At 42.1% G+C, this 22,663-nt stretch carries 15 protein-coding genes; 2 read left to right on the top strand and 13 right to left on the bottom strand.

The annotated features are described in order from the left end of the window. Positions 1-11 precede the first annotated feature (11 nt). The 3 genes from galE to M3206_RS06360 are packed head-to-tail and all read right to left on the bottom strand — an operon-like array spanning position 12 to position 4,039. The gene (gene galE, locus M3206_RS06370; RefSeq protein WP_251311675.1) at positions 12-1,001 is read right to left on the bottom strand and encodes a UDP-glucose 4-epimerase GalE; all 990 of its coding nucleotides are present in this window, start codon (positions 999-1,001) and stop codon (positions 12-14) included. Beyond that, the gene (locus tag M3206_RS06365; protein ID WP_251311674.1) at positions 1,001-2,188 is read right to left on the bottom strand and encodes a galactokinase; all 1,188 of its coding nucleotides are present in this window, start codon (positions 2,186-2,188) and stop codon (positions 1,001-1,003) included. Before M3206_RS06365 ends, galE begins: the two co-directional genes overlap by 1 nt. Positions 2,189-2,242: 54 nt before the next feature. Continuing rightward, entirely contained in the window at positions 2,243-4,039 is a 1,797-nt protein-coding gene (locus M3206_RS06360) for a glycoside hydrolase family 2 protein (RefSeq protein ID WP_251311673.1), read from the bottom strand. Between the two features lie 203 nt (positions 4,040-4,242). Here M3206_RS06360 and M3206_RS06355 point away from each other — a divergent pair, with 203 nt between their 5' ends. Beyond that, a complete protein-coding gene (locus M3206_RS06355; protein WP_251311672.1) occupies positions 4,243-5,277 on the top strand; it encodes a family 43 glycosylhydrolase in 1,035 nt (344 codons plus the stop codon). A 275-nt stretch (positions 5,278-5,552) separates the two neighbouring features. On the opposite strand, the gene M3206_RS06350 is transcribed toward M3206_RS06355, so the two are convergent. From M3206_RS06350 to M3206_RS06325, 6 genes are all read right to left on the bottom strand, one after another. Continuing rightward, positions 5,553-6,536 (bottom strand): LacI family DNA-binding transcriptional regulator, encoded by a 984-nt coding sequence (locus M3206_RS06350; RefSeq protein ID WP_251311671.1) that lies wholly within the window; start codon positions 6,534-6,536, stop codon positions 5,553-5,555. Next, positions 6,523-7,509, bottom strand: a complete 987-nt coding sequence (locus tag M3206_RS06345; protein ID WP_251311670.1) for a glycoside hydrolase family 43 protein — start codon at positions 7,507-7,509, stop codon at positions 6,523-6,525. Before M3206_RS06345 ends, M3206_RS06350 begins: the two co-directional genes overlap by 14 nt. Positions 7,510-7,566: 57 nt before the next feature. After that, on the bottom strand, positions 7,567-8,397 hold the full coding sequence (locus M3206_RS06340) for a carbohydrate ABC transporter permease (protein WP_251311669.1): 831 nt from the start codon (positions 8,395-8,397) through the stop codon (positions 7,567-7,569). Positions 8,398-8,412: 15 nt separating this feature from the next. Then, a complete protein-coding gene (locus M3206_RS06335) occupies positions 8,413-9,309 on the bottom strand; it encodes a carbohydrate ABC transporter permease (protein WP_251311668.1) in 897 nt (298 codons plus the stop codon). A gap of 116 nt (positions 9,310-9,425) precedes the next feature. After that, positions 9,426-10,700: a hypothetical protein gene (locus M3206_RS06330; protein WP_251311667.1), complete on the bottom strand. Its 1,275-nt coding sequence runs from the start codon at positions 10,698-10,700 to the stop codon at positions 9,426-9,428. Positions 10,701-10,906: 206 nt separating this feature from the next. Beyond that, positions 10,907-14,323 (bottom strand): phosphodiester glycosidase family protein, encoded by a 3,417-nt coding sequence (locus M3206_RS06325; protein WP_251311666.1) that lies wholly within the window; start codon positions 14,321-14,323, stop codon positions 10,907-10,909. 431 nt (positions 14,324-14,754) lie between these two features. On the opposite strand from M3206_RS06325, the gene M3206_RS06320 reads away from it, so the two are divergent. Further along, positions 14,755-16,434: a bifunctional metallophosphatase/5'-nucleotidase gene (locus M3206_RS06320; protein WP_251311665.1), complete on the top strand. Its 1,680-nt coding sequence runs from the start codon at positions 14,755-14,757 to the stop codon at positions 16,432-16,434. Between the two features lie 325 nt (positions 16,435-16,759). Here the strand turns inward: M3206_RS06320 and M3206_RS06315 are convergent, their stop codons facing one another. From M3206_RS06315 to M3206_RS06300, 4 genes are all read right to left on the bottom strand, one after another. Next, positions 16,760-18,202 (bottom strand): S-layer homology domain-containing protein, encoded by a 1,443-nt coding sequence (locus tag M3206_RS06315; RefSeq protein WP_251311664.1) that lies wholly within the window; start codon positions 18,200-18,202, stop codon positions 16,760-16,762. Positions 18,203-19,026: 824 nt separating this feature from the next. Beyond that, positions 19,027-20,367 carry a glycoside hydrolase family 30 protein gene (locus M3206_RS06310; RefSeq protein WP_251311663.1) on the bottom strand — a complete coding sequence of 447 codons (1,341 nt, stop codon included), beginning with the start codon at positions 20,365-20,367 and terminating at the stop codon, positions 19,027-19,029. Beyond that, a complete protein-coding gene (locus M3206_RS06305; RefSeq protein WP_251311662.1) occupies positions 20,364-20,990 on the bottom strand; it encodes a YesL family protein in 627 nt (208 codons plus the stop codon). Before M3206_RS06305 ends, M3206_RS06310 begins: the two co-directional genes overlap by 4 nt. A 37-nt stretch (positions 20,991-21,027) precedes the next feature. Further along, the gene (locus M3206_RS06300) at positions 21,028-22,638 is read right to left on the bottom strand and encodes a sugar ABC transporter substrate-binding protein (RefSeq protein ID WP_251311661.1); all 1,611 of its coding nucleotides are present in this window, start codon (positions 22,636-22,638) and stop codon (positions 21,028-21,030) included. Positions 22,639-22,663 lie beyond the last annotated feature (25 nt).

Raw genomic sequence — 22,663 nt, 5'->3', positions numbered from 1 at the left:
CGTCTCCCCTCCTATCGGTTATAACCATTAGGATACGTTTGATGCCAGTTCCATGCATCTTCAATGATTGTTTCGATTTGAGTGCGTTTTGGTTGCCAGCCCAGAAGTTCTTTTGCTTTAGCTGATGAAGCTACAAGAGCTTTTGGATCACCTTGCCTTTTCGGTGCAATTTTTGCTGGAATCGAATGACCAGTTACTTTCCTTGCTGTTTCGATAATTTGCCTCACAGAATACCCCTTGTTGCTACCGAGATTAATAATATTGCTATCTCCCCCGTTTTGAAGATGCTGAAGTGCGAGAATATGAGCATCGATCAAATCTTCAACATGGATATAATCACGTACACACGTACCGTCTTCCGTCTCGTAATCATCGCCGAATATAGAGATGAACTCTCGTTGACCAAGAGCCACTTGTAGAACTAGAGGAATAAGGTGGGTTTCTGGGTTATGATCCTCTCCGATCGTTCCAGCTGAACGAGCACCTGCAACATTAAAATAACGGAGGGATATATATTTCAGGCCATATGCAGTGTCACACCATTTCATTATTTTTTCTACAACCCGTTTTGTTTCCCCATAGGCATTTGTCGGGTTTGTCGGCATTTCCTCTGTAATCGGCATGACTTCCTGATCGCCATATGTTGCAGCAGTTGAAGAGAAAACAATATGCTTAACGCCAAACTCTATCATGACATCCAGTAAGACCTGTGTTCCGGATACATTGTTATCAAAGTACTTAAGCGGCTGTTCCATCGATTCTCCTACTAGAGAATTGGCTGCGAAATGCATGACCCCGGTGATCTCTTCCTTGGTAAAAACACGCTGTAGAAACGCTTTGTCACGAATATCCCCTTCATAAAAAACAGCATCAGGATGAAGCGCCTCTTTGTGACCCGTCTGAAGATGATCTACAACCACTACCTTGTAGGTTTGCTCGATTAATTGGTATACCGCATGAGAACCAATATAGCCGGCCCCACCTAAAACAAGAATGCTCATCACACGACCTCCTTGGTAATCTCTTTTGCGCCATCACCGATTTTGGCAACGTAAAAGTCCGCTTTATATCCGATCTTCTCCAGATATTCTTTTCCGACCCTTTGAATAAAATCTTCTACTCTATCAGATGCGACGATAGCAATCGCACACCCTCCAAAGCCTGCACCTGTCATCCGGGCACCGAGAACACCCTCGTGTTTCCAGGCTGCTTCAACCAGCGTATCGAGTTCCTTCCCAGTGACTTCATAATCATCTCTTAAACTATGATGAGAGTCGTTCATCAACTTTCCGAATGTCTTCATTTCGCCTCTTCTCAATGCATGAAGTGCCTTCAACGTGCGCTGATTTTCATAGACGGCATGACGAGCTCTCTTCATTAATGTTTCATCTGCGATCAGATGTTTACTGGCTTCAAATTCTTTTTCTGAAAGGTCACCTAGTTCATGAATATCGAGAGCGGTTTGCAAGCGGCTTAACGCTTTTTCACACTCTCTTCGTCTTTCATTGTATTTCGAGTCGGCAAGCTCTCTGCGCTTGTTCGTGTTCATGATGACAATGTCATAACCATCTAAATCAAGAGGTGCGTATTCGAACTTTAAAGTGTTGCAATCCAACAGAATGCCGCAATCCGCTTTCCCCATTCCAACCGCAAACTGATCCATGATGCCGCTGTTCACTCCAATAAACTCGTTTTCGACCTTTTTACCGAGTTTCACCAGTTCGATGCGGTCCATATTTAGATCGAACATTTCATTGATCATGATCCCCATCAGCATTTCGAGCGAAGCCGAAGACGATAATCCTGCACCGTTCGGAATGTTACCTTGTATGAGGATATCTAACCCGCTTTTCAATAATCCATATTTATCCTGAATGTAACGGATCACGCCTTTTGGATAGTTCGCCCAGCCATGCTCTTTCCGGTAATCCATCTCATTTAACGAACATTCAATACTGCCTTGATCCGGAAAATTTATCGAATAGAGCTTGATGACCTGGTCATCCCGCTTCTTCACAGCCCCATATGTGCCATAGGTAATCGCCCCAGGAAACACATGTCCTCCGTTATAATCCGTATGCTCTCCAATTAAATTAATCCTGCCTGGTGAAAAAAAGATTCTGACTTCCTCTTGGCCTTCTACTGGAAAGATCTCATGAAATTTTTTGATTAGTAGTTGTGTATCCATCGTTAAGTTCCTCTCATTCTTTTCAGAGTGATGAGTCCAAATCTATTTTTCTATTTAAATGACACCCGGGTGCCACATATCATTGATCTCTTTAATCTTTTCAACTTCACACTTCGGTTTGCGGTCATATGTCAGCAGACCATTGATCTCTTGTTCCACATCTGTTAGCTGTGTATAGCAAAACCCAAACAATGCTTTAGAACTGTATACAGCTTTCATAATCCGTTTGTAATCTTCAACAAAATCCTCGGCATTGTTTACGGATGTGTATCCCCATCCGGCATCTTCTCCTGTTTTAAATCCGATTCCACCGAACTCTGTCAGCAGGATAGGCTCTCCCTCATATGTAAAGCCGTTTGCGTAGATGGAACGTCTTGCTGGTTGTGAAGTAAGTATTCCTTCAACCGACTCAAGATCTTCTTTGTATTTTTCATACTTTATCGTTTCATTCTTATTTCCATGATTATAGTTATGAACCGCACAAATATCTGTTTTTGTTAGCTCCCATCCATCATTCGAAACTACGAGCCTTGTCGGATCTAGGGAATGGATAAGATGATACATCGCAAGCGAGTGGTGCTGCTGCTGGCGGTTATCACGGACATTCGGAATTCCCCAGCTTTCATTAAGCGGAACCCAGGCAACTACAGATGGATGGTTGTAATCACGCTCTATGATTTCAATCCATTCCTTTGTCAGGCGGGCTGCAGCATCTTCACTGAAAGAGGGTGATGCCGCACACTCACCCCAGACAAGATAACCAAGCTGGTCAGCCCAGTAAAGAAAGCGCGGATCCTCCACCTTCTGATGTTTCCGGCAACCGTTAAATCCTAATTGCTTTGAGAGAATAATGTCTTTCTTTAAATCCTCATCAGAAGGGGCTGTGAGAAGTCCCTCCGGCCAATAACCTTGGTCCAGCACAAGTTTTTGATAGTAGGGACGGTTGTTCAGATAGATCATTCCATTTTCAGCGTGGATCTTTCTCATCCCAAAGTACGACTCGATCTCATCCTTTACCTTTTCTTTTTCCAAAACCTTGATCGTTACATCAAAAAGGTTAGGGTTTTCTGGCGTCCAGTTCCACCCATCATGGTGAAAGCCCGTACGGAAAATTTTATGGTTGTAAAGATTGAAAGTCCTTCTGTTATATGGTTCTTGAACGGCTATCGTGTCTTTTACCACTCTTTCACCTTTAAACGATATAACGAATTGAACGTCAACCTCTGAAAGATCTCCATTCACTTCAAATTCCACGCTAACTTCACCACGGTCTACATCTGGAGTAAATCGAAGTTTGGCTATATGATGAGGATCGATGGCTTCAAGCCAGACGGTCTGCCATATTCCTGTTGTCCGTGTGTACCAAATGGCATCCGACTCTTCGATCCAATATTGCTTTCCTCTTGGAATCGTTTCATCTGTCGATGGATCTTCTACTTTTACGACTAGGGTCTGTGTTCCATTTGTCATTTGTTCAGTAATATCAAAGGAAAAGTTCGTATTCCCGCCTTCATGAAAACCTACAAACTCTTCATTTATATAAACCCACGCACGATAATCTACTGCGCCGAAGTGAAGAATGATTCGCTTATCACTCCAATTTTCCGGTACTGTAAATTCCCGCTTGTACCAAACAAGGTCATGAAACGTTGGATCTGAAATTCCGCTTTGTTGTGTCTGATAGGCAAAAGGAACATTGATTTTTTTATCAAACGCCGTACTGTCAGTAAGGAACCATTTTTGTTTCGTTCCTTCATTTCCGTCATCAAAGGCAAAATCCCATTCTCCGTTCAAATTTTGCCATTCTTTACGTACCCATTGCGGACGTGGATATTCTTGACGATAAACCATCTCTATCTCTCCTTTTCAAACCTATTTCAGCCCATTATTGAAAGCGCTTTATATTCATTCTAGTAGATGGGTAAAACAGCGTCAATGATTTTACTTAAATTTTTACTAAATTTTTAACTCAAAAGTTTGAAGTGCTTCTTTTACTTCTTTATGATGAGAAGTGTAGTCGTTTTCTGAAAATTCATGAAAGGATGGTATATTTATTGAAAATAGCAAACTCATTGTTGTCCATCTTGGCAGTCAGCCTTATTTTCATAAGTGGCTGTTCAAAAGAAGAAACGAGCAGGGATCATTCACAGTTCCAAAACCCCGTGTTTGAACCAGTCCTGGCTGATCCTTCTATGATCAAGGGGAAAGATGGAAACTATTATGCTTATGGCACAGAAGATGATTGGGGCGATGGCAAGGGCGCAAAATATATACCCATTATTAAATCTTCGAATCTAACAGACTGGAAATTCGTCGGAGATGCCTTTACGGAAAAAGGTCGGCCAACGTGGAAGCAGGGTGGTTTATGGGCTCCTGATATTCAGCGTTATAACGGAAAGTATTATCTCTACTACTCTCTCTCCACTTGGGGAGACTATGATCCTGGCATCGGGGTAGCAACGAGTGATTCACCAGGCGGCCCCTTTCAGGATCAAGGACAAGTATTAAGAAGCAGTGAAATTGGTGTAGAAAACTCCATTGATCCTTTCTTTATCGAGGATAACGGAATTCCTTATCTATTCTGGGGAAGCTTCCATGGCATATACGGAGTTGAACTGTCAGAGGACGGAACAAAAACAGAAGGAGAAATCTTTCAGATAGCAGGAAATGCATACGAAGCGCCATATATGATTAAACGCGATGGCTATTATTATTTCTTCGGTTCTCTAGGATCATGCTGTGAAGGAAGAAATAGTACTTATCGGGTTGCCGCTGCTCGATCAAAATCTATAAAAGGACCCTATGTAGATAAAAAAGGCGTGGATATTCTTGTTTCTGAAGGTACTCCTGTAATAACTGGCGGAGAAACCTATATAGGTCCTGGTCACAATGCAATCGTTACAGACGATAAGAAGAAAGATTGGATCATTTACCACGCCATCGATAAAAAGCAGCCTAAGCTGGATAACGGTGCGACTCGCCGTCCTCTTTTTATTGACCCTATTGTTTGGAAGGATGGATGGCCTCGTGTAAAAAACGGAGTTCCTGGTGAAGAAGAGCAGTCTCCGCCTTTCCTAAATAAAAAATAAGTCATGCTCGGGATGAAAAGAGGCTGATCAACTTCAAACTCTTTTAAAGAGCGCAATATATTTTCACGGTACGTGTTCTTTAATTCTGTTACACGTTCGCTCAAGATGGCTCACTTTTCGCTCAAAATCCTCGCGTTACGCTCAGAATCACCGACCTACGCTCAAAATTGCTTATCTTCGCTCAAAATGGGTGGGTTTTCGCTCAAACTGGCTTTGCTTGATATAAAAAAAGGGCTTGAACTCAAAAGTTACGAAGCTTTTGAGTTCAACCCTTTTTATGTACTGCTTCCCCGTATTACAAGCTTTGTCGCAAGGACTACTTTTTTGGCAACCTGCCTGTCAGTCAGTCTTTCCACAAGCAGATCAACTGCTGTTTCGCCCATCAGCTCCGTGTATATTTTAACGGTACTTAAAGGAGGATAAATGTATTTTGAAACACTAATATCATTAACTCCTATAAGATTCACCTGATTTGGCACGGAGATGCCTTCTTCATGAAGTGCTCGTAAAGCACCGATCGCGATGGAATCATTTGCTGCAAAAAAAGCGGTTGGCAGCTTATCACCATGCTCTGCGACTGCCTTTTTCATCAGCAAATAGCCATCTTCAACAGAAAACTTACCCATGTATACTTTTGTTTCATCATATATGCCTCTTTGCGAAAGATAATTCTCAAAGCAAACTCTGCGAGGATCTTCGATTACCTCTGTTTGATCGTCATAGCTTTCTCGGCCGCCAATATAGCCAATGTTCGTATGGCCATTGTCCAGAAAACGCTGAAGGACATTTTCAGTCGCTTTGTAAAAATCACTCAGAACAGAATCATATTGATCATCGTCAGGTGAGCTGTCCACGAAAACAATATTCTCAGTCTGCTTTCGAAGCTCTTCGGCCTGCCTTTTATTATATTTTCCAATGGCAATAATCCCGTGAATTTCTTCATTTTTATCCGTGGTATCCTTATACATTTTTACAACCTGGATGCCTAGTGCTTCGCATCGATTCTCGATACCCAGGCGAATAGACATATAATAAAGATCATCCAACTCTTCTTTTTCCGTATACCAGTGAACGATCGCCAGTTTATAGGCAGCCGTGCGTTTTACCTTTTTTTTTCGATAAGATAGCTCTTCAGCAACTTCGAAAATCTTTTTCTTCGTTTCATCACCTACTGAAAGCTTAGAATCGTAGTTCAACACTCTCGATACAGTGGCAATAGAAACCCCGACGCGTTCAGCGATATCTTTAATCGTCGCCATCGTTTTCCCTCATCTCATTTTGCTTATACTCATTGTTTTCAATAGAAATTCCATTTTCAATTTCATCCACTTTTATAAATAGCGGCCGTTCCCTTCCGTGTGGAGTATCCGGATAATGGGTACAGATATAAAGTTGTCCCTCTAGATCACGGAATAAACTCGAATGTCCGGCGTTTCGATCAAGCAGCAGTTCCTTATCGTGCGTCCATTCTCCATCAATCATCCCATCTTTTGACCGGGCTACTGCAACGGTATATCCTCCAAGTCCAGCGTCGCCATAGTTTGGAACAGAATAGCTCGACCAAAGCATGATGAGCTCGCCGTTTTGAGCTTGATACATAAATGGAGCATCTGTTAGATAACCTGTTTTTTCAATCCGAGGGTCACCAAAATGTCTAATCCATGGCATCTTAGAGGCATTTAATATCTCAATTGGTTCACCATAGGACGTTTTCAGATCGTCACTAAGACGAAGAGCTTTGATCCTGCCCTCGTAAAGTTCTGTCCATTCATGGCAATAGATGATCCACCTTTGCCCCTTGCTATCTTCGAAATACGTCCCGTCCAGGCATTCTGAACCATGTGGTGTCACAGACCCTTCGCTGTGCGGAACATAGGGTCCTGCAGGGTGATCAGCAACTAATATACCAGTACCACGATGTTCACCAATTCCGCCTTTAAAAGAAGCAAACATATAGTATTTGCCATTCACTTCAAATACTTCAGGAGCCCAATAATGCCTTACTCCCCAGAATCCTTTTGGAGGCTGAAAAGCAACATAAGGCCCTTCCCAATCAGTGAGGTTATTACTCCAGTACACTTCAAAGATCGGATCCTGATCACCGCAACCATCAGCAAAAGTGGTTCCAAACAAATAGTACTTATTCTCTTTTGTACTTGTAAAGACAAAAGGATCTCTCATATGAACCTCGTCAGTTTTAGCACTTTTTATCGTACGGAATCCTGATTTCATCATACTCTCCTGTTCATTATATTCGTTTTTACTTCATTAATAAATCAACTGTACAAATTACTTAATTCCTGTGTTTGTCACGCTTTTTACGATATATTTGTTGGCGATCAAGAAAACAACGATTCCCGGGATCGTCGCAATAACGGTGGATGCCATCATTTTCGCCGGATTGACGAAGTTAGCGCCCTGAATTAAGGTAGCAATCCCGAGTGTAATGGTTTTCATGTCATTCGAGTTCGTGACGAGTGAGGGCCATAGAAAGTCATTATAGATGCCAAGGAAGGTAATTACACCAAGCGTCATGGCTACCGGTTTTATTGTCGGAAAAATAACATGGTACAAGATCTGCCACTGTGAGGCTCCGTCTATATACGCTGCTTCTTCTAGATCTTTTGGAAACGATATGAGGAAGTTGTACATTAAAAACACACCCATTGTACTCGCTGTATAAGGAAGGATCAACGGGACATACGTATCAAGAAGGCCGGCCTCTTTGAACATATAGAAAGCAGGAAAAAGCGTAACGATTCCTGGGATCGCAAGCGCCGCAAAAACCATCCCCAATATTACTTTCTTCCCTGGCACATTCAATCTAGCTAATGAATAGGCAGCCAAAACATCGATCATAACAACTAAAAACGTCCCTACAGCTGTAATGAGAGCGGTATTGAACAGCCACCTGAAAATAGGTGCTTCACTCACGGATGAGAAAACACTTACGTAATTCTCCATCGTCCATGCTGAAGGCAGAATGTTTGAGCTTGCCATCGATTCGCTTAGCGTCTTAAAAGATGTAAACACCATCCAGACCAAAGGCAGCAAGAACAAAATAGCAATGATTGTTGCCACTATGATGATCGGAAGGCTCTTTCTCGTTGATCTTTTCATCTTTTTCCACTTCCTTTACTCTTTATTCCGGTATGAAAGCCAGTATTGGAGAACGATAATGACCATCATGATCAGTCCCATGATTATGGCCATCGCAGAACCAATCCCAAGCTGGTTCATGCCGAATACAGAAGTCTGGATATTCATGATAAGCGAATTCGTTGATTGTTCCGGTCCGCCACCCGTAATGAGTTTCGTTTGTCCATAAAGGTTAAAGGAAGCAATCACCGTCATAATAATGATAAAAAAGGCAACATTCCTAATCTGCGGCCAAGTTACCGAGATGAACTTGGAGAAAGCTCCCGCACCGTCTAAATCCGCTGCCTCATAAAGAGCAGCATCTACTTCATCTAACGCATTGATAAACAGCATCATGTTAAAGCCGATGGTCCACCATATGGTCGTAATCAGGATGGTTAACCAAGCATACGGCTGTTCACCAAGCCAGTTGATCGGCTCCCTTATGACTCCTATGGACTCCAAGACATTATTAAAATAACCACCATTTCCGTTGAACAGCCATAGAAAAATAGCAGATACAGCCGTTACGGAAATAGAATAAGAGATAAAGAAAATCGTACGGTAAATGGGTTTAAGCTTTCTTGGAAGGTTATCAATGATCAATGCCAGACCAAGACTGATTAACACGAGCGGCGGTACACTGATTACCACGAAATATAAGGTGTTTTTTAAGCCTTTCATAAAAAGGTCATAGTACAGCGTACCAGGAGTAAGTATCGATTTATAGTTGTCCAGGCTGACAAATCCCAGATTCCCAGAAGAAATATTCCAGTTATGAAGACTCACCCAAACACCTAATGCAAGCGGAAGCGCCCAAAACAAGAGAAAGAGAATAACAAATGGCGATACCATGAGTACAGACCAGATTTTATGGGAAGCTCCTTTATACATGTTGACCTCCATCCGAAAGAACAGTTCGTCCCCTCTATGTTTCTGAATCATTCTTTTTATAAATGAAGAGTGGCTGCCCTAGGTTGGGCAAATCCACTCTTTTTGATTTTCTTAACCTATTCATTTTGGGGTGCAGTAGCTGCTACCTGTTCTGCAAGCTTTGTTGCTTTCTTGAGTTCTTTCATCAACTCTTTTTTAGTAAAATTCTCTGTCGTTACGAGTTTACTAAATACCGATTCGTTCATGTAACGCATCTGTTCCCCAAATTGATAAACCTGTGGTGGACTTACATAGTTTTCGAACTGCTTAGCGTTTTGGAAAGCAATCTGATACTTTTCTTGTTCTGCTTCAACTTTTTCAAGTGTAGCAAGGTGTACCGGAGCTTGTCCGCCATCCGCCCAGTTGAGCAGGTTTTCTGGCGTAAACATGAATTTCAAGTATTCAGCAATCCCCTCTTTTACCTTTTCATCCTCAACTTTAGAAGAAAGAGCGATCGTATGAGCGTTTCCGTAAGCAGCTAGTTCTGAACCGATCTGCGGAATTGGTGCTACGCCAAGCTTATCCCCATACTTTTCTTTCGCTGCTCCATAAAACCAGGGTCCAGTAATAGCCACTGCAGTTTTATACGCCTTCCCTTCTTTTGCTTCTTTCATGAATGTTTGGAACTCACCATCCAGACCTAATTTAGGAGGTGATACCTTGTCTTTCCAAACCATATCGTGGAACTGCATCAGGGCATCAGCATATTTCTCTTGAGCAAAGTTTAATTGTTTGCCATCTTTCAATTCGATGCCATTTTGAGCCGCAATCATCAGCATGTAGAACTCTACCAAACCGCTGGAAGGAACACCGAGAGTATACGTATCTTTACTTTGAGACTGAAGCTTTGTATTTAGCGCTTTTAAATCTTCATATGTTTTCGGGGCTTCCGCCGTCAGATCTTTATTGTAAAACATGGTTAACGGGTGAATATCCAGTGGAACTGCAAACATATCGCCATCCAGTTTAGCAATATCTAAACCAGCCTGATGAAAGTCAGATTCCTTAATCCCTGCCTTTTTAATAACAGGACTAATATCTTGGATCAGACCATCCTGGTTATAGGTTTCAAGGTTGTTTCCGTGGACGACAACAAGGTCATAATTACCTGATTTAAACTTCGTATAGTGGTCTTTTTCCTGTAGCTCTGTAACGACATATTTATCTTGAGACTCATTGAAGGCATCTGTGATTTTTTTCATATAGGCGCCGTCTCCACCTGTAAATCCGTTAATAAAGGAAATTTTAATCTTACCATCTGCAGTCTTTTCAGAATCAGACGAAGAGCTTGAACAACCTGCCAGCAACAAAACAACTGAAAGACTTATTGCTAAAAACTTCGTTAATCTCATAAATGGTTTCCCCTTTCATTTCCCCTCTAATTTGACACCCGATGAAAGCGCCTTCAGTAAAATAGTAAACTACTACGAATTATCAGTCAATTGTTTTTACTAAAAATTTAACTAAAACTTTATCTGTTACTTTAGTAACTCACTGTCCTATACAAAACAAAAAAGTAACTATCCTCGTTTAGGAGGAAGTTACTTTTCATAGAACACTAGTGAATGGTTATTCTTTTTTCAGCTAACGTGCCGTTTGATTCTACCCTTAGGAGAATCTCTCCTTGATGGAGGCCAGTCAGTTCTTGTGTGGCGGTGTCAAAGACAGCAATGTATGGGTTTGATTTTTTTGCCTGATCTAGAGCTTCACCAGTTCCAATAAAGAGATTGTCACTTCCACTCCAGTTGACGCTTGCTGGGTATCGCAATGGGAAGTTAACGTTTCCTGCCTGATGTCCAGTCGCGTCCACTTTTACTGTCTCACCTGCTAACATTGTTTCTGGTGCATCCATCGTTACCTCTTCAAGAAGCGGATTGACCTCTGCCCGTACCCATTCTGTATCACGAATCGGACTCTGTTCACTTGATCTCTCTGGTCCGTTCGCTTGTGACGGAATTGGCGTAGGATCGATTCCGAACATGGTCCACTCATGGAAACCGCCAGCATCAGGAGGACCATATGGGGCTTTTCCTGTAGGACCGACAACCATATACGGTACGCCGTCTACTCGTTCAACATTTACCGTATGTGCGTGACCGGAAACATGAAGAACGCCTTTTCCTTTGGATTCTTCTCTAAATTCCGTCAGCCACTTCTCCAACAGTTCAGCTTCTTTCCGGTCTGTCAGTTGGCTGTTTTGTGTAGAAAGCGGATCCCTTGTCGGATGATGCTCCAGAACAACTAGATTTTTGATGGCCGGATCTTTCGCTGCTTTTTCGAGCATGTTTTTAAAGACAACCAACTGTTCGAAATCTGATGTGCGTAAACTGCCGGTTGATGAATCCATAAGCGCAAACTGTGTGCCTTTATGGGTGAAGAAGAAATTGTTTTCTTTAAATGCGTGCAAGAAGTTGTCCAGGTTCCCGGTACCCATGATTTCGTGATTACCTGGAATATAATAGACCGGAATCTGATCTCCTATTTCTTCTTCCAGGATCTGCTTGGCCAGATCAAAATCTTGGGTATAAGCTGTATCCACAAAATCCCCGCCGATGATTAAGAAGTCCGGTTTTTCCTTCACAATCTGTCGCAAGCTTTCTCTTGCCATACGTACTTGCTGGCTGTTTGGATTGGCGGCGATAAACTGGCTATCCGCCATGACAGCGAACTTCCAGCGGTCTTCTCCAATTTCTGCGTTTTGCAAGATGATCGAGTCTTCCTTTTTCAGTACTACCGGTACTTCCACAGTCGGGCTTACTTTTACTGTTAGATCATCGTATACGAGTTCATCCGTGTATTGATTCGCCTGATTGGTTTCAATCGCTCCTATTGTCTTTAGCTCGAGCGGATATTTCACACCAGAAGGGACAGGTATCTCAATTTTTTTCCAGCCTGTCCACGTGACATATGGTCCGTAAAGGTAATGATTGCTTCCGTCAGACCCTTTTGTTGTAAATGACATCCATTCTCCTTTGCCGTTCCCTTTTACCCAAAGACCGATCGATCGGGGTTCTCCTGGCAGGAAGAGAGGATTGACCGGATGAACGTTTGCCGTACGCGTTCCCGTTGATTGCGTAAAGTCGAAGCTGACTTTGATCCCGTTTCCACTTTTACCTTCCCCGGTCTGTATCACACCAGAACCGCGAGCCGAAGAGAATCTCCACTCAGCCAGTGTTTCCATCGTTGAAACATGTTCTGTCTTTAATCCTACTGTAACCGGAAGAAAGGCTTCTTTCCCTTTTACCGTGGCTTTCACTAAGGTAGAACCTTCGTCGGTTTTTGTTTGAACAGAGAAGGAACCGTCTGAATTCGGCTTTACATCAATAACAGACTCGTCAAAATCTACATTCACATCTTGAGGTTCGATGGGTGCGGAATATCCGTTCTTGTCATATCCTTTTATATAGAACTCCCCGGTGGCTCCCTCAGCAAGACCAAGTCTCGGAACATCTGCTTCTATTCTTTCTAACTTCTCCAAAACCGTAACCGGATTAGTTCCTTTAATGTGTTTGTGTTGGGCTTCAATATTTCCTTTTCCTGATCGAGCGGCATGAAATAAACCATCATCATCCAGCTTCCCGACCGATCCGGGAATGGCTCGCCATTTTACTTCTCCCGTTTGTATCGGATCATATACATTGTCAAAACCTTTCGATGAAAACTTTCTGGTTAGCCCCGGAAAGACCCGGTCCGAATTTTCAATCTCTGACTCAGTCGACACGTTCATTCCGAAAAGTTTACCCGTCCCCTTTTCGGTAAAAAGGCCAATTCCGTTCGGGACGGCTCGTTCGATTCCGTCAGACGGACTGTTGACGATGTCCACTTGTTTCTCACCAGGAGTTCGGGCGACCATTGTTGTCGAACCGCCGCCATCCAGATTAAGTGCCTGATAAGCTCCAAACTCTTTCATCAGCTCTCCTAATTCATAGAGAGTCAGCCCACGACTGCTTGTCTGCCTGCCATCGACTGTCACAAGGTACATCTGTTTCCCGTCAGCCGAATAGCCGACTGCCGTTCGTGGGGCAACAACAGAATCGTCCACCTCTTGCACCTCACCATCTTTGACAAGAACAGGGTCCCCTCCAATGGCGAAATTGAATGGGTTGCCATTAGAGACTTTCGGTGCGTATTGAACCGCGATCTCCTGCCCTGCGGTTAGCTGCTGCAAGATTGCATCCCCCGCTTCACGTCCGATCAAGACAAGTGTGTCTTCAGGAATAGGTTCATCAGAAATACCCGGATGGCTTTCTATGACTCTTCCATTTTGAACTCTTACTTCATGTACGGAGTTACTGCTGCCAGCGACTCCACTTCTCGAAGCACTTCCCCAAATGGAAGAATACAAGCCGATTCCATTCGCCGGTATAGCGTACTGGTTAAAGGAAGTCAGTGTATAGGAGGTTTCATTAAACGTGATCGTTCCTTCCAGGAGGACATCTGCAATCTGCCCGATTCCGTTTGCATCCACTCCGGCCGATTTCTCTCTGCCAGTCGCTGCCCCTTTTAGTAGATTCCCATCCTGAACCTCTGCGCCGACCGGTGCTTTTGTTCCATTGATATCAAAAAAGTCGCCGTTCACACCTGCTATTGCGCCTTCGCGATTCGCTGTTTCTGATAGAAGCTCAGCTTTAGACACAATGCCAGGGTGCAGAATATCAGCAAAAACGGAGCCATCCGCCAAATCTACTTTCATCATTTCACCGTTCAGCCACCCACGGGCATCGAAACGTTCGAAGGTCGTTAATTGGACACCATCCCCAATCGTTTCCGTATGATGGTTGGTGACAAGCGTGATCCCATTTTCACTTTCAATAACCGTATGCGGCTCATCATGTTTGGATGATTGCGCTGGCCGCTCGTCTAAAATGCGAACATGGTCTGCATCAGATGGCGGTACTGCATAAACAGACTGCATCATGCCGGCTGCCACAAAAACCGAGAGAGAGACAACGAGGAAACACCGTAACTTATTCACAAATACTCCTCCTAGAAAGATAGATTTATTACTTCTATTAAAACAAATATCTATTCATTTCTAATGAGGCTTTTGTAAAGTTTTGAATAATTTGAAAATATAGGTACTTACTCCTTTCTTCTATTAAACCATGGAAGGAAATGCCTACAACTTTTCTAAAGTAAAAACCCCTCAAAAGACAGGGGTTTCGATAAATTTCAATATTTGTATAAAGGTATCTATTAGTCAATGGCTTTATTCCTAATTTAGGAATTTTTGTAATTTTTACAGGTGTTTTACTTAGGCATCAGGTATTTGTGCTGAGATAGTAAATAGTGTAAATAATGTATAAGATTTAAATTTTTTGTTAATTTCGACATTATTCGACTTTGCTTTAGATTATTACATGCTAAATTAATAACGTATGACAAATTTGAAGGGAATGTGATGGGATGGTTTTGACTAAAAAGTTTAAAAGTTTACTAGCTTCCACACTTGCCGTTGGATTGATTTCCTCCTCGGTGGCAATGCCGGCTTTTGCCGAAAAGAATGATCATGGAAAAAAGCCAAAGAATCCTACATTTAATTTATCGCTTATGCATACAAACGACACGCATGCTCACCTAGATAACGTGGCACAGCGCATTACCGCGATCAAAGAAGTCCGCGCAGAAAAGCCGAGCGCTCTTTTACTAGATGCAGGTGATGTTTTTTCTGGAACACTCTATTTCAACGAATTCAAAGGACAAGCTGATCTAGAGTTCATGAACCTAGCAGGTTATGACCTTATGACTTTCGGTAACCACGAGTTTGACCTCGGTTCCAGTGAAGAAGGACACAAAGCACTTGTTGATTTTGTTAAAGGTGCTGACTTCCCGTTCGTTAGTTCGAATATTAATTTTTCAAAAGATAAGAACATGAAATCATTATTCAAGAACCAAGTGAAACACTCTCCAAAAGACAGCACGATTTATCCATCTGTTGTGAAATGGGTGGACAAACAACGTGTTGGATTCATCGGACTTACGACAGAAGAAACAGTCGACATCTCCAGCCCTGAAAGCATTGAATTCAAAAACTATATTTCATCAGCTAAAAAGGCGGTAAAAGACCTTGAGCGCCGCGGTGTTAATAAAATCGTTGCGATCACACACTTGGGATATGACGATAACGCTGAGTATGACAACGACCTTGAACTCGCCAAATATGTTGATGGGATCGATGTTATCGTTGGCGGACACAGTCATACAAAACTTGAGGAACCTATTGTGAATACAAAAGACGAACATGGTAAAGCAAAAGATGCGACAGTTATCGTTCAAGCTTATCAATATAGCGATTTCCTAGGTACCCTTGATGTCCAGTTCGATAAAAAAGGAAAAGTTGTTGGACAAGCTGGATCTTTAATCGATGTAAGCACAAAAGAAGCTGACCCAAAAGCAGCTAAACTTTTGAAAAAGTACGCTGATCAAATTGAAAAAGTAAAGAACACTCCAACTGGCGGTGTGGCTGAAAAAGAACTCACGAATCCGCGTTCTAGCGAAGATGGACCAAGTGTACGCAGCAACGAAACTGAATTAGGAAACCTAATCACAGATGGCATGCTGGATAAAGCGAAAGATTATAATCCAAATGTGGTGATGGCTTTCCAAAATGGCGGTGGTATTCGTGCACCTATCGATCAAGGGGAGATCACTTATGGTGATGTGTTAACTACCCTTCCTTTCGGCAATACTTTAGCAACGATGAAACTAACTGGAGCTGAAATCAAAAATGCTCTTGAGCACAGTGTAAGTCAGTCACCTAAAGAACATGGCGGATTCCTTCACGTTTCTGGTATGAAGTTCACCTATGACAGCACTCAACCTGCTGGCAGCCGTGTGGTTTCAATGGAAGTAAAAAATGCTGATGGCACATTCACAGCAATTGATCCTGCACAAGAATATGTAATCGCAACTAACGCGTTTACAGCTAAAGGCGGCGACGGATTCACTGTATTTAAAACGGCTTATGAACAAGGCCGCGTTACAGACTTAGGTGCTTCCGACTGGGAGAACCTGCGAGATTATGTGGCGGAGTTAGGTACGGTTAATCCGGAGATTGAAGGACGTATTGTGGATGTTTCGAAGTAAATAAGTGAAGTAGTGATTTAGGGAGCTGGCCGGATGGGGTCAGCTCCTTTTTTGTGGTATTAGTGAACGATGCATAGAGGAGGTTTTTCAGTGCATAGAACCTTCACTTTTGTGCATAGAAAAGTGAAAGATGCATAGAATCTTTACTTTTGTGCATAGACTCTAGTTTTAGATTCATAGAACTCGAAGTTTTGTGCATAGAATCTTAAAAATAGTGCATAGGAAGCTACTTTACAGGATCTTTAGCAAATCCTAGTACCCAACAGACTTCCCTCCCCAAAATAAAAAAGCCTGAAGATTTCTCCTCAGACCTTAAAATCTGCTTTTACTCAAAATTCCATTTCAATGTACCATCGGATGGCTTTCCGTTATATAACAGATCTGCCCCGTATTCTAATGCTATCGTTGATTTACTCAATGGTGCTTGGAAGACAAAGTCGACAGTCTTTGTTTCGCCTGGAACAAGCTTTTTGAAGTTGCCGTACTGCGCTTCTGATGTACCATCATTATAAAAAGTTTTGAATGCCCCTTGGTCAACCGCTTCCGTTGTGTTGTTTGTTTCCGTATAGCTTAAGTGATATTCCACGAAGTTCGTTTTAGTCACTTTAGATAGCTCTGTCACTTGTACAGTCAATCCATTATCTGAAGAAACGTAAGGCGTATTTTCCTCTAGAAAGTCGTATCCTACACCGTCAGATGGAGCTAATTGAATCTCCCTTTCTACGTCAGATCCTTCTTCTAAAATAAGTTCGTTATCTGCGTATGTTTCATAACCTTCTTTATAAGCTGTAAGCGTGTATCTGTCTGCTGCTGCATGAAAAATGAATGTTCCGTCTGCACTTGTTACATCATTAGTAAAGATTTCTGGTGTTGCAAGAACTACGTTAACACCTTCAAGAGGTCTTCCATCTTGGTCAGTGACCACTCCTTGAATCGTACTCAATTCTGGTTCAGCCTCATACCTTATCACTCTAGCTAGAAACGCTGCAAATTCCGCGCGGGTTAATTGATTTTCAGGTCGAAACGTATTGTCGTTAAACCCACTAACTAGACCATACTCAACAAGAGTACTGATCGGTTGATACGCCCAATGCTTTTTAGGTACATCTTTAAAGTTTTCCGATGACGTTCCTTCTAGATCATATGCTCTTACTAAAAGAGAGGCAATTTCTGCTCTTGTTAAGATTTTAGCTGGCTTAAAGGTGTTGTCGCCGTATCCATTCATGATATTTGCTTCTGCAACCGCACCAATCTGATTAGCTGCCCAGTAACCTTTTGATACATCTTTAAATGTTGGTGTCACATTCGGTAAATCAAAGTTACGCGCCATAATCGCAGCTGCTTCAGCACGGCTGATCATTTTGTTGATGCCATAAGAACCATCTGGGAAGCCACTTACTAATCCCAGTTCGTGCAGTAAAAGGATATCATTTTGAGCCCAATGCCCTTTGATGTCATTGAAAGGGAGTCCAAAGGGAAACTCGAATCCTTCTAGATCCACTTTAAAATTTGTACCACCATTTAATTGTTTAACACAAGTAGCGTTGCTGTTGTACTGCGTAATTAACGCCTTTAGTTCATCCATGTTTTTAGCCGTTTTAGCCAATGAAGTCGGTTTGTGAAGCAAGTATACACAATCTGCTGTTCTAAAGTGCCCACCTAATTCATCGAGTGCCCCATTATGAGCGCTGGCTGTTGATGCATTGAAATTGAAAAATACTGCTGATAAAACGGAGAATAATGCCAAAACCTTAACAAAATACTTCATTTCTCTAACCCCTTTTCATTTTTCTCTAATAGTTTAATAACTTCATTTCAAAAAGTATGACGAAGCTACAAATGAACAGGTTTCAAAATTTATGAAATTAATGAAGAATTTGTTATAAGTGAGGTTAGGTTGGCTACTCCTGGAACGAGTAGTATTTGCGGTCTCCTCCAATAAGTGCGTAGAATTACTGTTTTTGTGCATAGAACTTCCATAACGATGCATAGAAAAGTGAAAGATGCATAGAATCTCATTTTTAAGTCATAGCATACAAAGTTTGATGCATAGCATACGAACTTTTGTGCATAGATTTTCCATAACGATGCATAGAATTCCTTTTCCCTTCACATTCCCCTAACATAAAAGGGAGTAAGATGCTAAATTACTTCTTCTAACTAGATAATAGGGTCAGACCCCATCCAATTTTAAATCCATAGAGTGACTATTACGGCTCATAGAAATGTGGAAGGCTCATAGCCACTACACGAAGACCCATAGAATGTTAGTTTTGATTCATAGAACACGAAGATAAGCTCATAGAACCTCTACAACGACCCTTAGCTTCCCTTTTCTATCATCTTTTCCCTAACTTAAAAGGATCACATCCATTTAAACAACCGTTTAAAAAGGTCAGCCCAGCCAAAAAACGCTATCCAAAGCGGGATGCTAAACAAAGTTCCCCAAAACAACCCCTTAAATAAATTCAATTCCTCTTCCATAACTGATTCTCCTGACTAATATGCATTTAATATTAGCCAGTGTGACCCGAGCGATCTTTTTACATACAGAAAAAAGCATCCTACCGCTATCAGTAGGGTGCTTACTACTCATATTTTCACTAAAGTCATCGCACTTTTTGGATCCATTTGAACATGTAAAAGCTCATCATCTTTCTGCTTGAGTTGGACCGATTGTGTTTCTTCACTATCGTTAAATAAAACGGTCACGGTGGATTCATCGGTATTTTTAAACGCGACTGTACGAATCACGTCCGTACTCGTAGATTCGATTCGCACTGCTTTTGGTCCAACAAACTTACTAAAGTGTGCTAACGCGTAATAATCCAGCGTATACGTTAGTTTTTTCGTTTTCTGTTCGACGGTTACAACACCACGACATGTACTGCGGCCAAAGCCTGGAACAGTGGGTCCGTTCTCTTCATCTAATGCCATGTTCCAAAGGACAAAGGACTTCGAATCATTACGCATAATCTCAATCCCTGTGCGCATCACATTGGAAAAAGCCGGTTCAAAGGCTGGGATCCACTCTCCACCTGAACCTTCCGTAAAATGAACTTCTTTCTCTGGATAGGCGCGATGGACTTGATGCTGAGCAACGGGCTTACCGCCATACCAATGCCACGCTACGCCATCCACCGCATCCCCTACATCATCAATGACAAACAACGGATAATCCGGCCGATCCCAGTTATGGTCATAGCACAAAATCTTTGTATCGATTCCGTTTTCCATGAAACGGGGCTTCAGATAATTTTTAATAAAATCAGCCTGTCGTTCTGCTTCCATCAGCATGCCAGGATAGTGTCCGGGAACATACAAAGGTTCGTTTTGCGGAGTGACCCCATAGATTGGAAGCCCGTGTTCTCCATAACTCTGAATATATTTCACAAAGTAATCGGCATAAACACGGTAACAATCTTCCTTCAGCTCACCGCCAATCATAGAGCTGCTTGTTTTCATCCAAGCTGGAGCACTCCACGGGGAAGCCATCAACTTTATATCAGGATTCAGACGCAAAGCTTCCTTTACTAAAGGAACAATATCTTCAAGATCATGGGCAATGGTAAAATGCTCAAGAGAAAAATCCGTCTCCCCTTCTGGAAGATCGTTATAGCTATACATCTCACGGGCGTAATCGGAAGCACCCATCGGATTACGCAACACCGATAGACCGATTCCCTTTTCAGGGTGGAACAGCTTTTCCATTAGTTCCGTTTGCTGTTTCTCGTCCAGCACACTATGGATCAAAAAGGCTGCGGAATCGGTGAAAGATGCACCAAATCCGTCGATCTCTTGATAGGTTTGGTCTTCATTAATCGTTATAACGGTAGATTCAGAAGCTGATAGATTAGATTCTATTTGTTGAAGGTCTTTTTGGACGAACAGCTCGTGTTCGCCGTTTGATTGATAGATCGTCAGGTTTTTCATGTAATCTCCTTTTCATCCTTATAGGCGACATAGTTGTTAAATAATCTTTCAAAAAGAAATGATTTTACATAAGCCGATAGAGAACATCCTAAGAACAACCAAATAATCAGTAATTTCGGAAGGAAGATCGGGATGATCCCAACAAAGAAAAGCGTAATAGCAAATAATAAAATCGAATAAGCCATGGAGTGAAAGCTTATAAAAATAGCATTCTTTATCGTTTGAAAACTACTATTTTCAAACTTAGCAAGCAGGGGGAATACATAGAGAAAGGCAAGCAATGATACGGTAACAACAAACAACATAGGGAAAAGAAACGCTGATCCTTTTCCCATAAAGAATTGCGCTGCGAATAAAAAAGTGACCGCTGCCATTACGATCGTCAACCAGATCTTTGTACTTTGCTTGAAGTTATGTTTAAAACCGTTCCAATAATCAAGGGCGATGCTCGTTTCTTCGTTTCGTGCCATTTTAAAGGTCGTCGTATACATGGCAGTTAATGCTGCGCCTATCGTGATGATCGGCAAACAGCTCATGATGAACAGTACATTTAACGTCAACAGATCAAAGATTCTAGCTAATGTCGTGAATATTTTTCCTTCGATGCTAAAGATTTTCTCCATGTTTGAGTCCCCCGGTTTTTAGCTAAGTTTTGCTTTTTTACTTCATCCCAAGCTTCTCGCGATTCTGCTCCATTTTTTCACTTTTGACCTTCGTGATCTTATCCCAGTTGTTTTCATCCAGGAATTTTTTATAACTTTCAAGCTGTTTATCAAACTGCTTCTCATTCTTAGCTCGGACCATACTTACCACCGTTTTTTGCCATTCGTTATCGATGGCACTGAATGAACGAGCTTCTGGTGTTCCTTGATCTGGATTCGTGCCTTCTAGTACGAAGTGTGGCACGAGTTTATCTTTGCCCCATTCGGTCATCTGTTTCGTTGCTTCGATCGTTGTATCGTCACTCAGCAAATTGTATTTATCATGCCCGAAGAAGAAGAATTCTCCAAAGCGATACTCTTTTTTGTATTGATCCGGATTCTTCGTACGCATTTCTTTGATCTCTGGTTTGAATTCATATTTTCCATCTGCATTTACCGTGTACGTCTCGCCTTCGATTCCATACGTTACGAGTGTTTGGCCCTTTTCGCTCAATAGGTACGTGAACAATTGGATCGCTTTTGCTGGATCTTTACTCTTTTTCGTTACATAGTTCATCATCCAGCCTGTAATCCCTGATTGATTCAATGTAGGTGCATTACCAACTGTACTTTGTGGCCCGTCCACCGCGATGTATTCACTTCCAGGATTGTTGCTCTTGAAGCTTTGCAGGGCCCCACCTTTTTGAGGAATGCCGCTGATTAGCATGGATGCATATTTACCAGCTTTGATCTTCTCTTCCATCGCTGTGCTGTCATCTGCAAAACTATCGTCACTGATGCCGCCCTTTTGATAAACACCGTTAAACGTTTTTAGCCACGTTAAGTAATCTTCATCAAGATTACGGTTATAGAACTTTCCATCCTTCGTTTCAAGCGGAACGCCAATATAATCTTGCAGCACGTCTCCAAACGCTTCACTAGGTCCAAAAGGAATCAATTTTGGGAATTGTTCTTTAATCTTTGTCATCGCACTTTGGAACTGCTCTGGTGTTTTCATCTCCGGTTTTCCGATCGTTTCATAGACATCCTTACGAATAACAAATGCCGTCGTTGCTGGGATCACACCTTTATCATAATCTTCTTGCGTATTGGAGAAGTTGGCATAACCGTATGTTTTTCCGTCCTTGAGCTCGTGCCATTTCAACGTATCTTTTACCGCAACTTTATGAAAATAGGGATCATACTTGTCCGCTAGCTCTTCCAATGGGAGTGCCCATGTGTTCGCTTTTTTCGCGATCGAGGAGTTTGCATCGAAAATAGAGATGATGTCTGGAATATCTCCGCCTGAGAAGAGTGCGTTCAGTTTCGTGTCATCACCCGTGATGAATTTAACATCAATGTTTAAGTCCTTTTTAATCTGCTTCGTTACGAAGTCATTCCCAAAATCGGCATTCCACCAATCTGCGTTTACGTACCACGTCAGCGTAGTGGTCTCTTTTCGTTTATCAAGCTTCCAAGCAGGTGTCTCCTTATCTAGCTTGTATCCCGCGTCTTTTAGACTACCTGTGCTCTCATTTTTAGAATCACTTGAGCAACCCGTTAACACCATAAAAACAGCTAACAGCAACACCAAACTCTTCCCAACCGCTGATCTTAGAATACTCCTCATTTGTACTCCTCCTTTTTATATAAAA

This window comes from Fictibacillus phosphorivorans (assembly GCF_023715845.1).
GTDB classification, from domain to species: domain Bacteria; phylum Bacillota; class Bacilli; order Bacillales; family Fictibacillaceae; genus Fictibacillus; species Fictibacillus phosphorivorans_D.
Note: the sequence above shows the minus strand (reverse complement) of the source record. Positions and strands in the feature narration are given on the sequence as shown.

Excerpts from the sequence above, each read along its gene's own strand:
- galE (WP_251311675.1), bottom strand. The coding sequence starts at position 1,001 with ATGAGCATTCTTGTTTTAGGTGGGGCCGGCTATATTGGTTCTCATGCG.
- M3206_RS06365 (WP_251311674.1), bottom strand. The coding sequence starts at position 2,188 with ATGGATACACAACTACTAATCAAAAAATTTCATGAGATCTTTCCAGTA.
- M3206_RS06360 (WP_251311673.1), bottom strand. The coding sequence starts at position 4,039 with ATGGTTTATCGTCAAGAATATCCACGTCCGCAATGGGTACGTAAAGAA.
- M3206_RS06350 (WP_251311671.1), bottom strand. The coding sequence starts at position 6,536 with ATGGCGACGATTAAAGATATCGCTGAACGCGTCGGGGTTTCTATTGCC.
- M3206_RS06345 (WP_251311670.1), bottom strand. The coding sequence starts at position 7,509 with ATGAAATCAGGATTCCGTACGATAAAAAGTGCTAAAACTGACGAGGTT.
- M3206_RS06340 (WP_251311669.1), bottom strand. The coding sequence starts at position 8,397 with ATGAAAAGATCAACGAGAAAGAGCCTTCCGATCATCATAGTGGCAACA.
- M3206_RS06335 (WP_251311668.1), bottom strand. The coding sequence starts at position 9,309 with ATGTATAAAGGAGCTTCCCATAAAATCTGGTCTGTACTCATGGTATCG.
- M3206_RS06330 (WP_251311667.1), bottom strand. The coding sequence starts at position 10,700 with ATGAGATTAACGAAGTTTTTAGCAATAAGTCTTTCAGTTGTTTTGTTG.
- M3206_RS06320 (WP_251311665.1), top strand. The coding sequence starts at position 14,755 with ATGGTTTTGACTAAAAAGTTTAAAAGTTTACTAGCTTCCACACTTGCC.
- M3206_RS06315 (WP_251311664.1), bottom strand. The coding sequence starts at position 18,202 with ATGAAGTATTTTGTTAAGGTTTTGGCATTATTCTCCGTTTTATCAGCA.
- M3206_RS06310 (WP_251311663.1), bottom strand. The coding sequence starts at position 20,367 with ATGAAAAACCTGACGATCTATCAATCAAACGGCGAACACGAGCTGTTC.
- M3206_RS06305 (WP_251311662.1), bottom strand. The coding sequence starts at position 20,990 with ATGGAGAAAATCTTTAGCATCGAAGGAAAAATATTCACGACATTAGCT.
- M3206_RS06300 (WP_251311661.1), bottom strand. The coding sequence starts at position 22,638 with ATGAGGAGTATTCTAAGATCAGCGGTTGGGAAGAGTTTGGTGTTGCTG.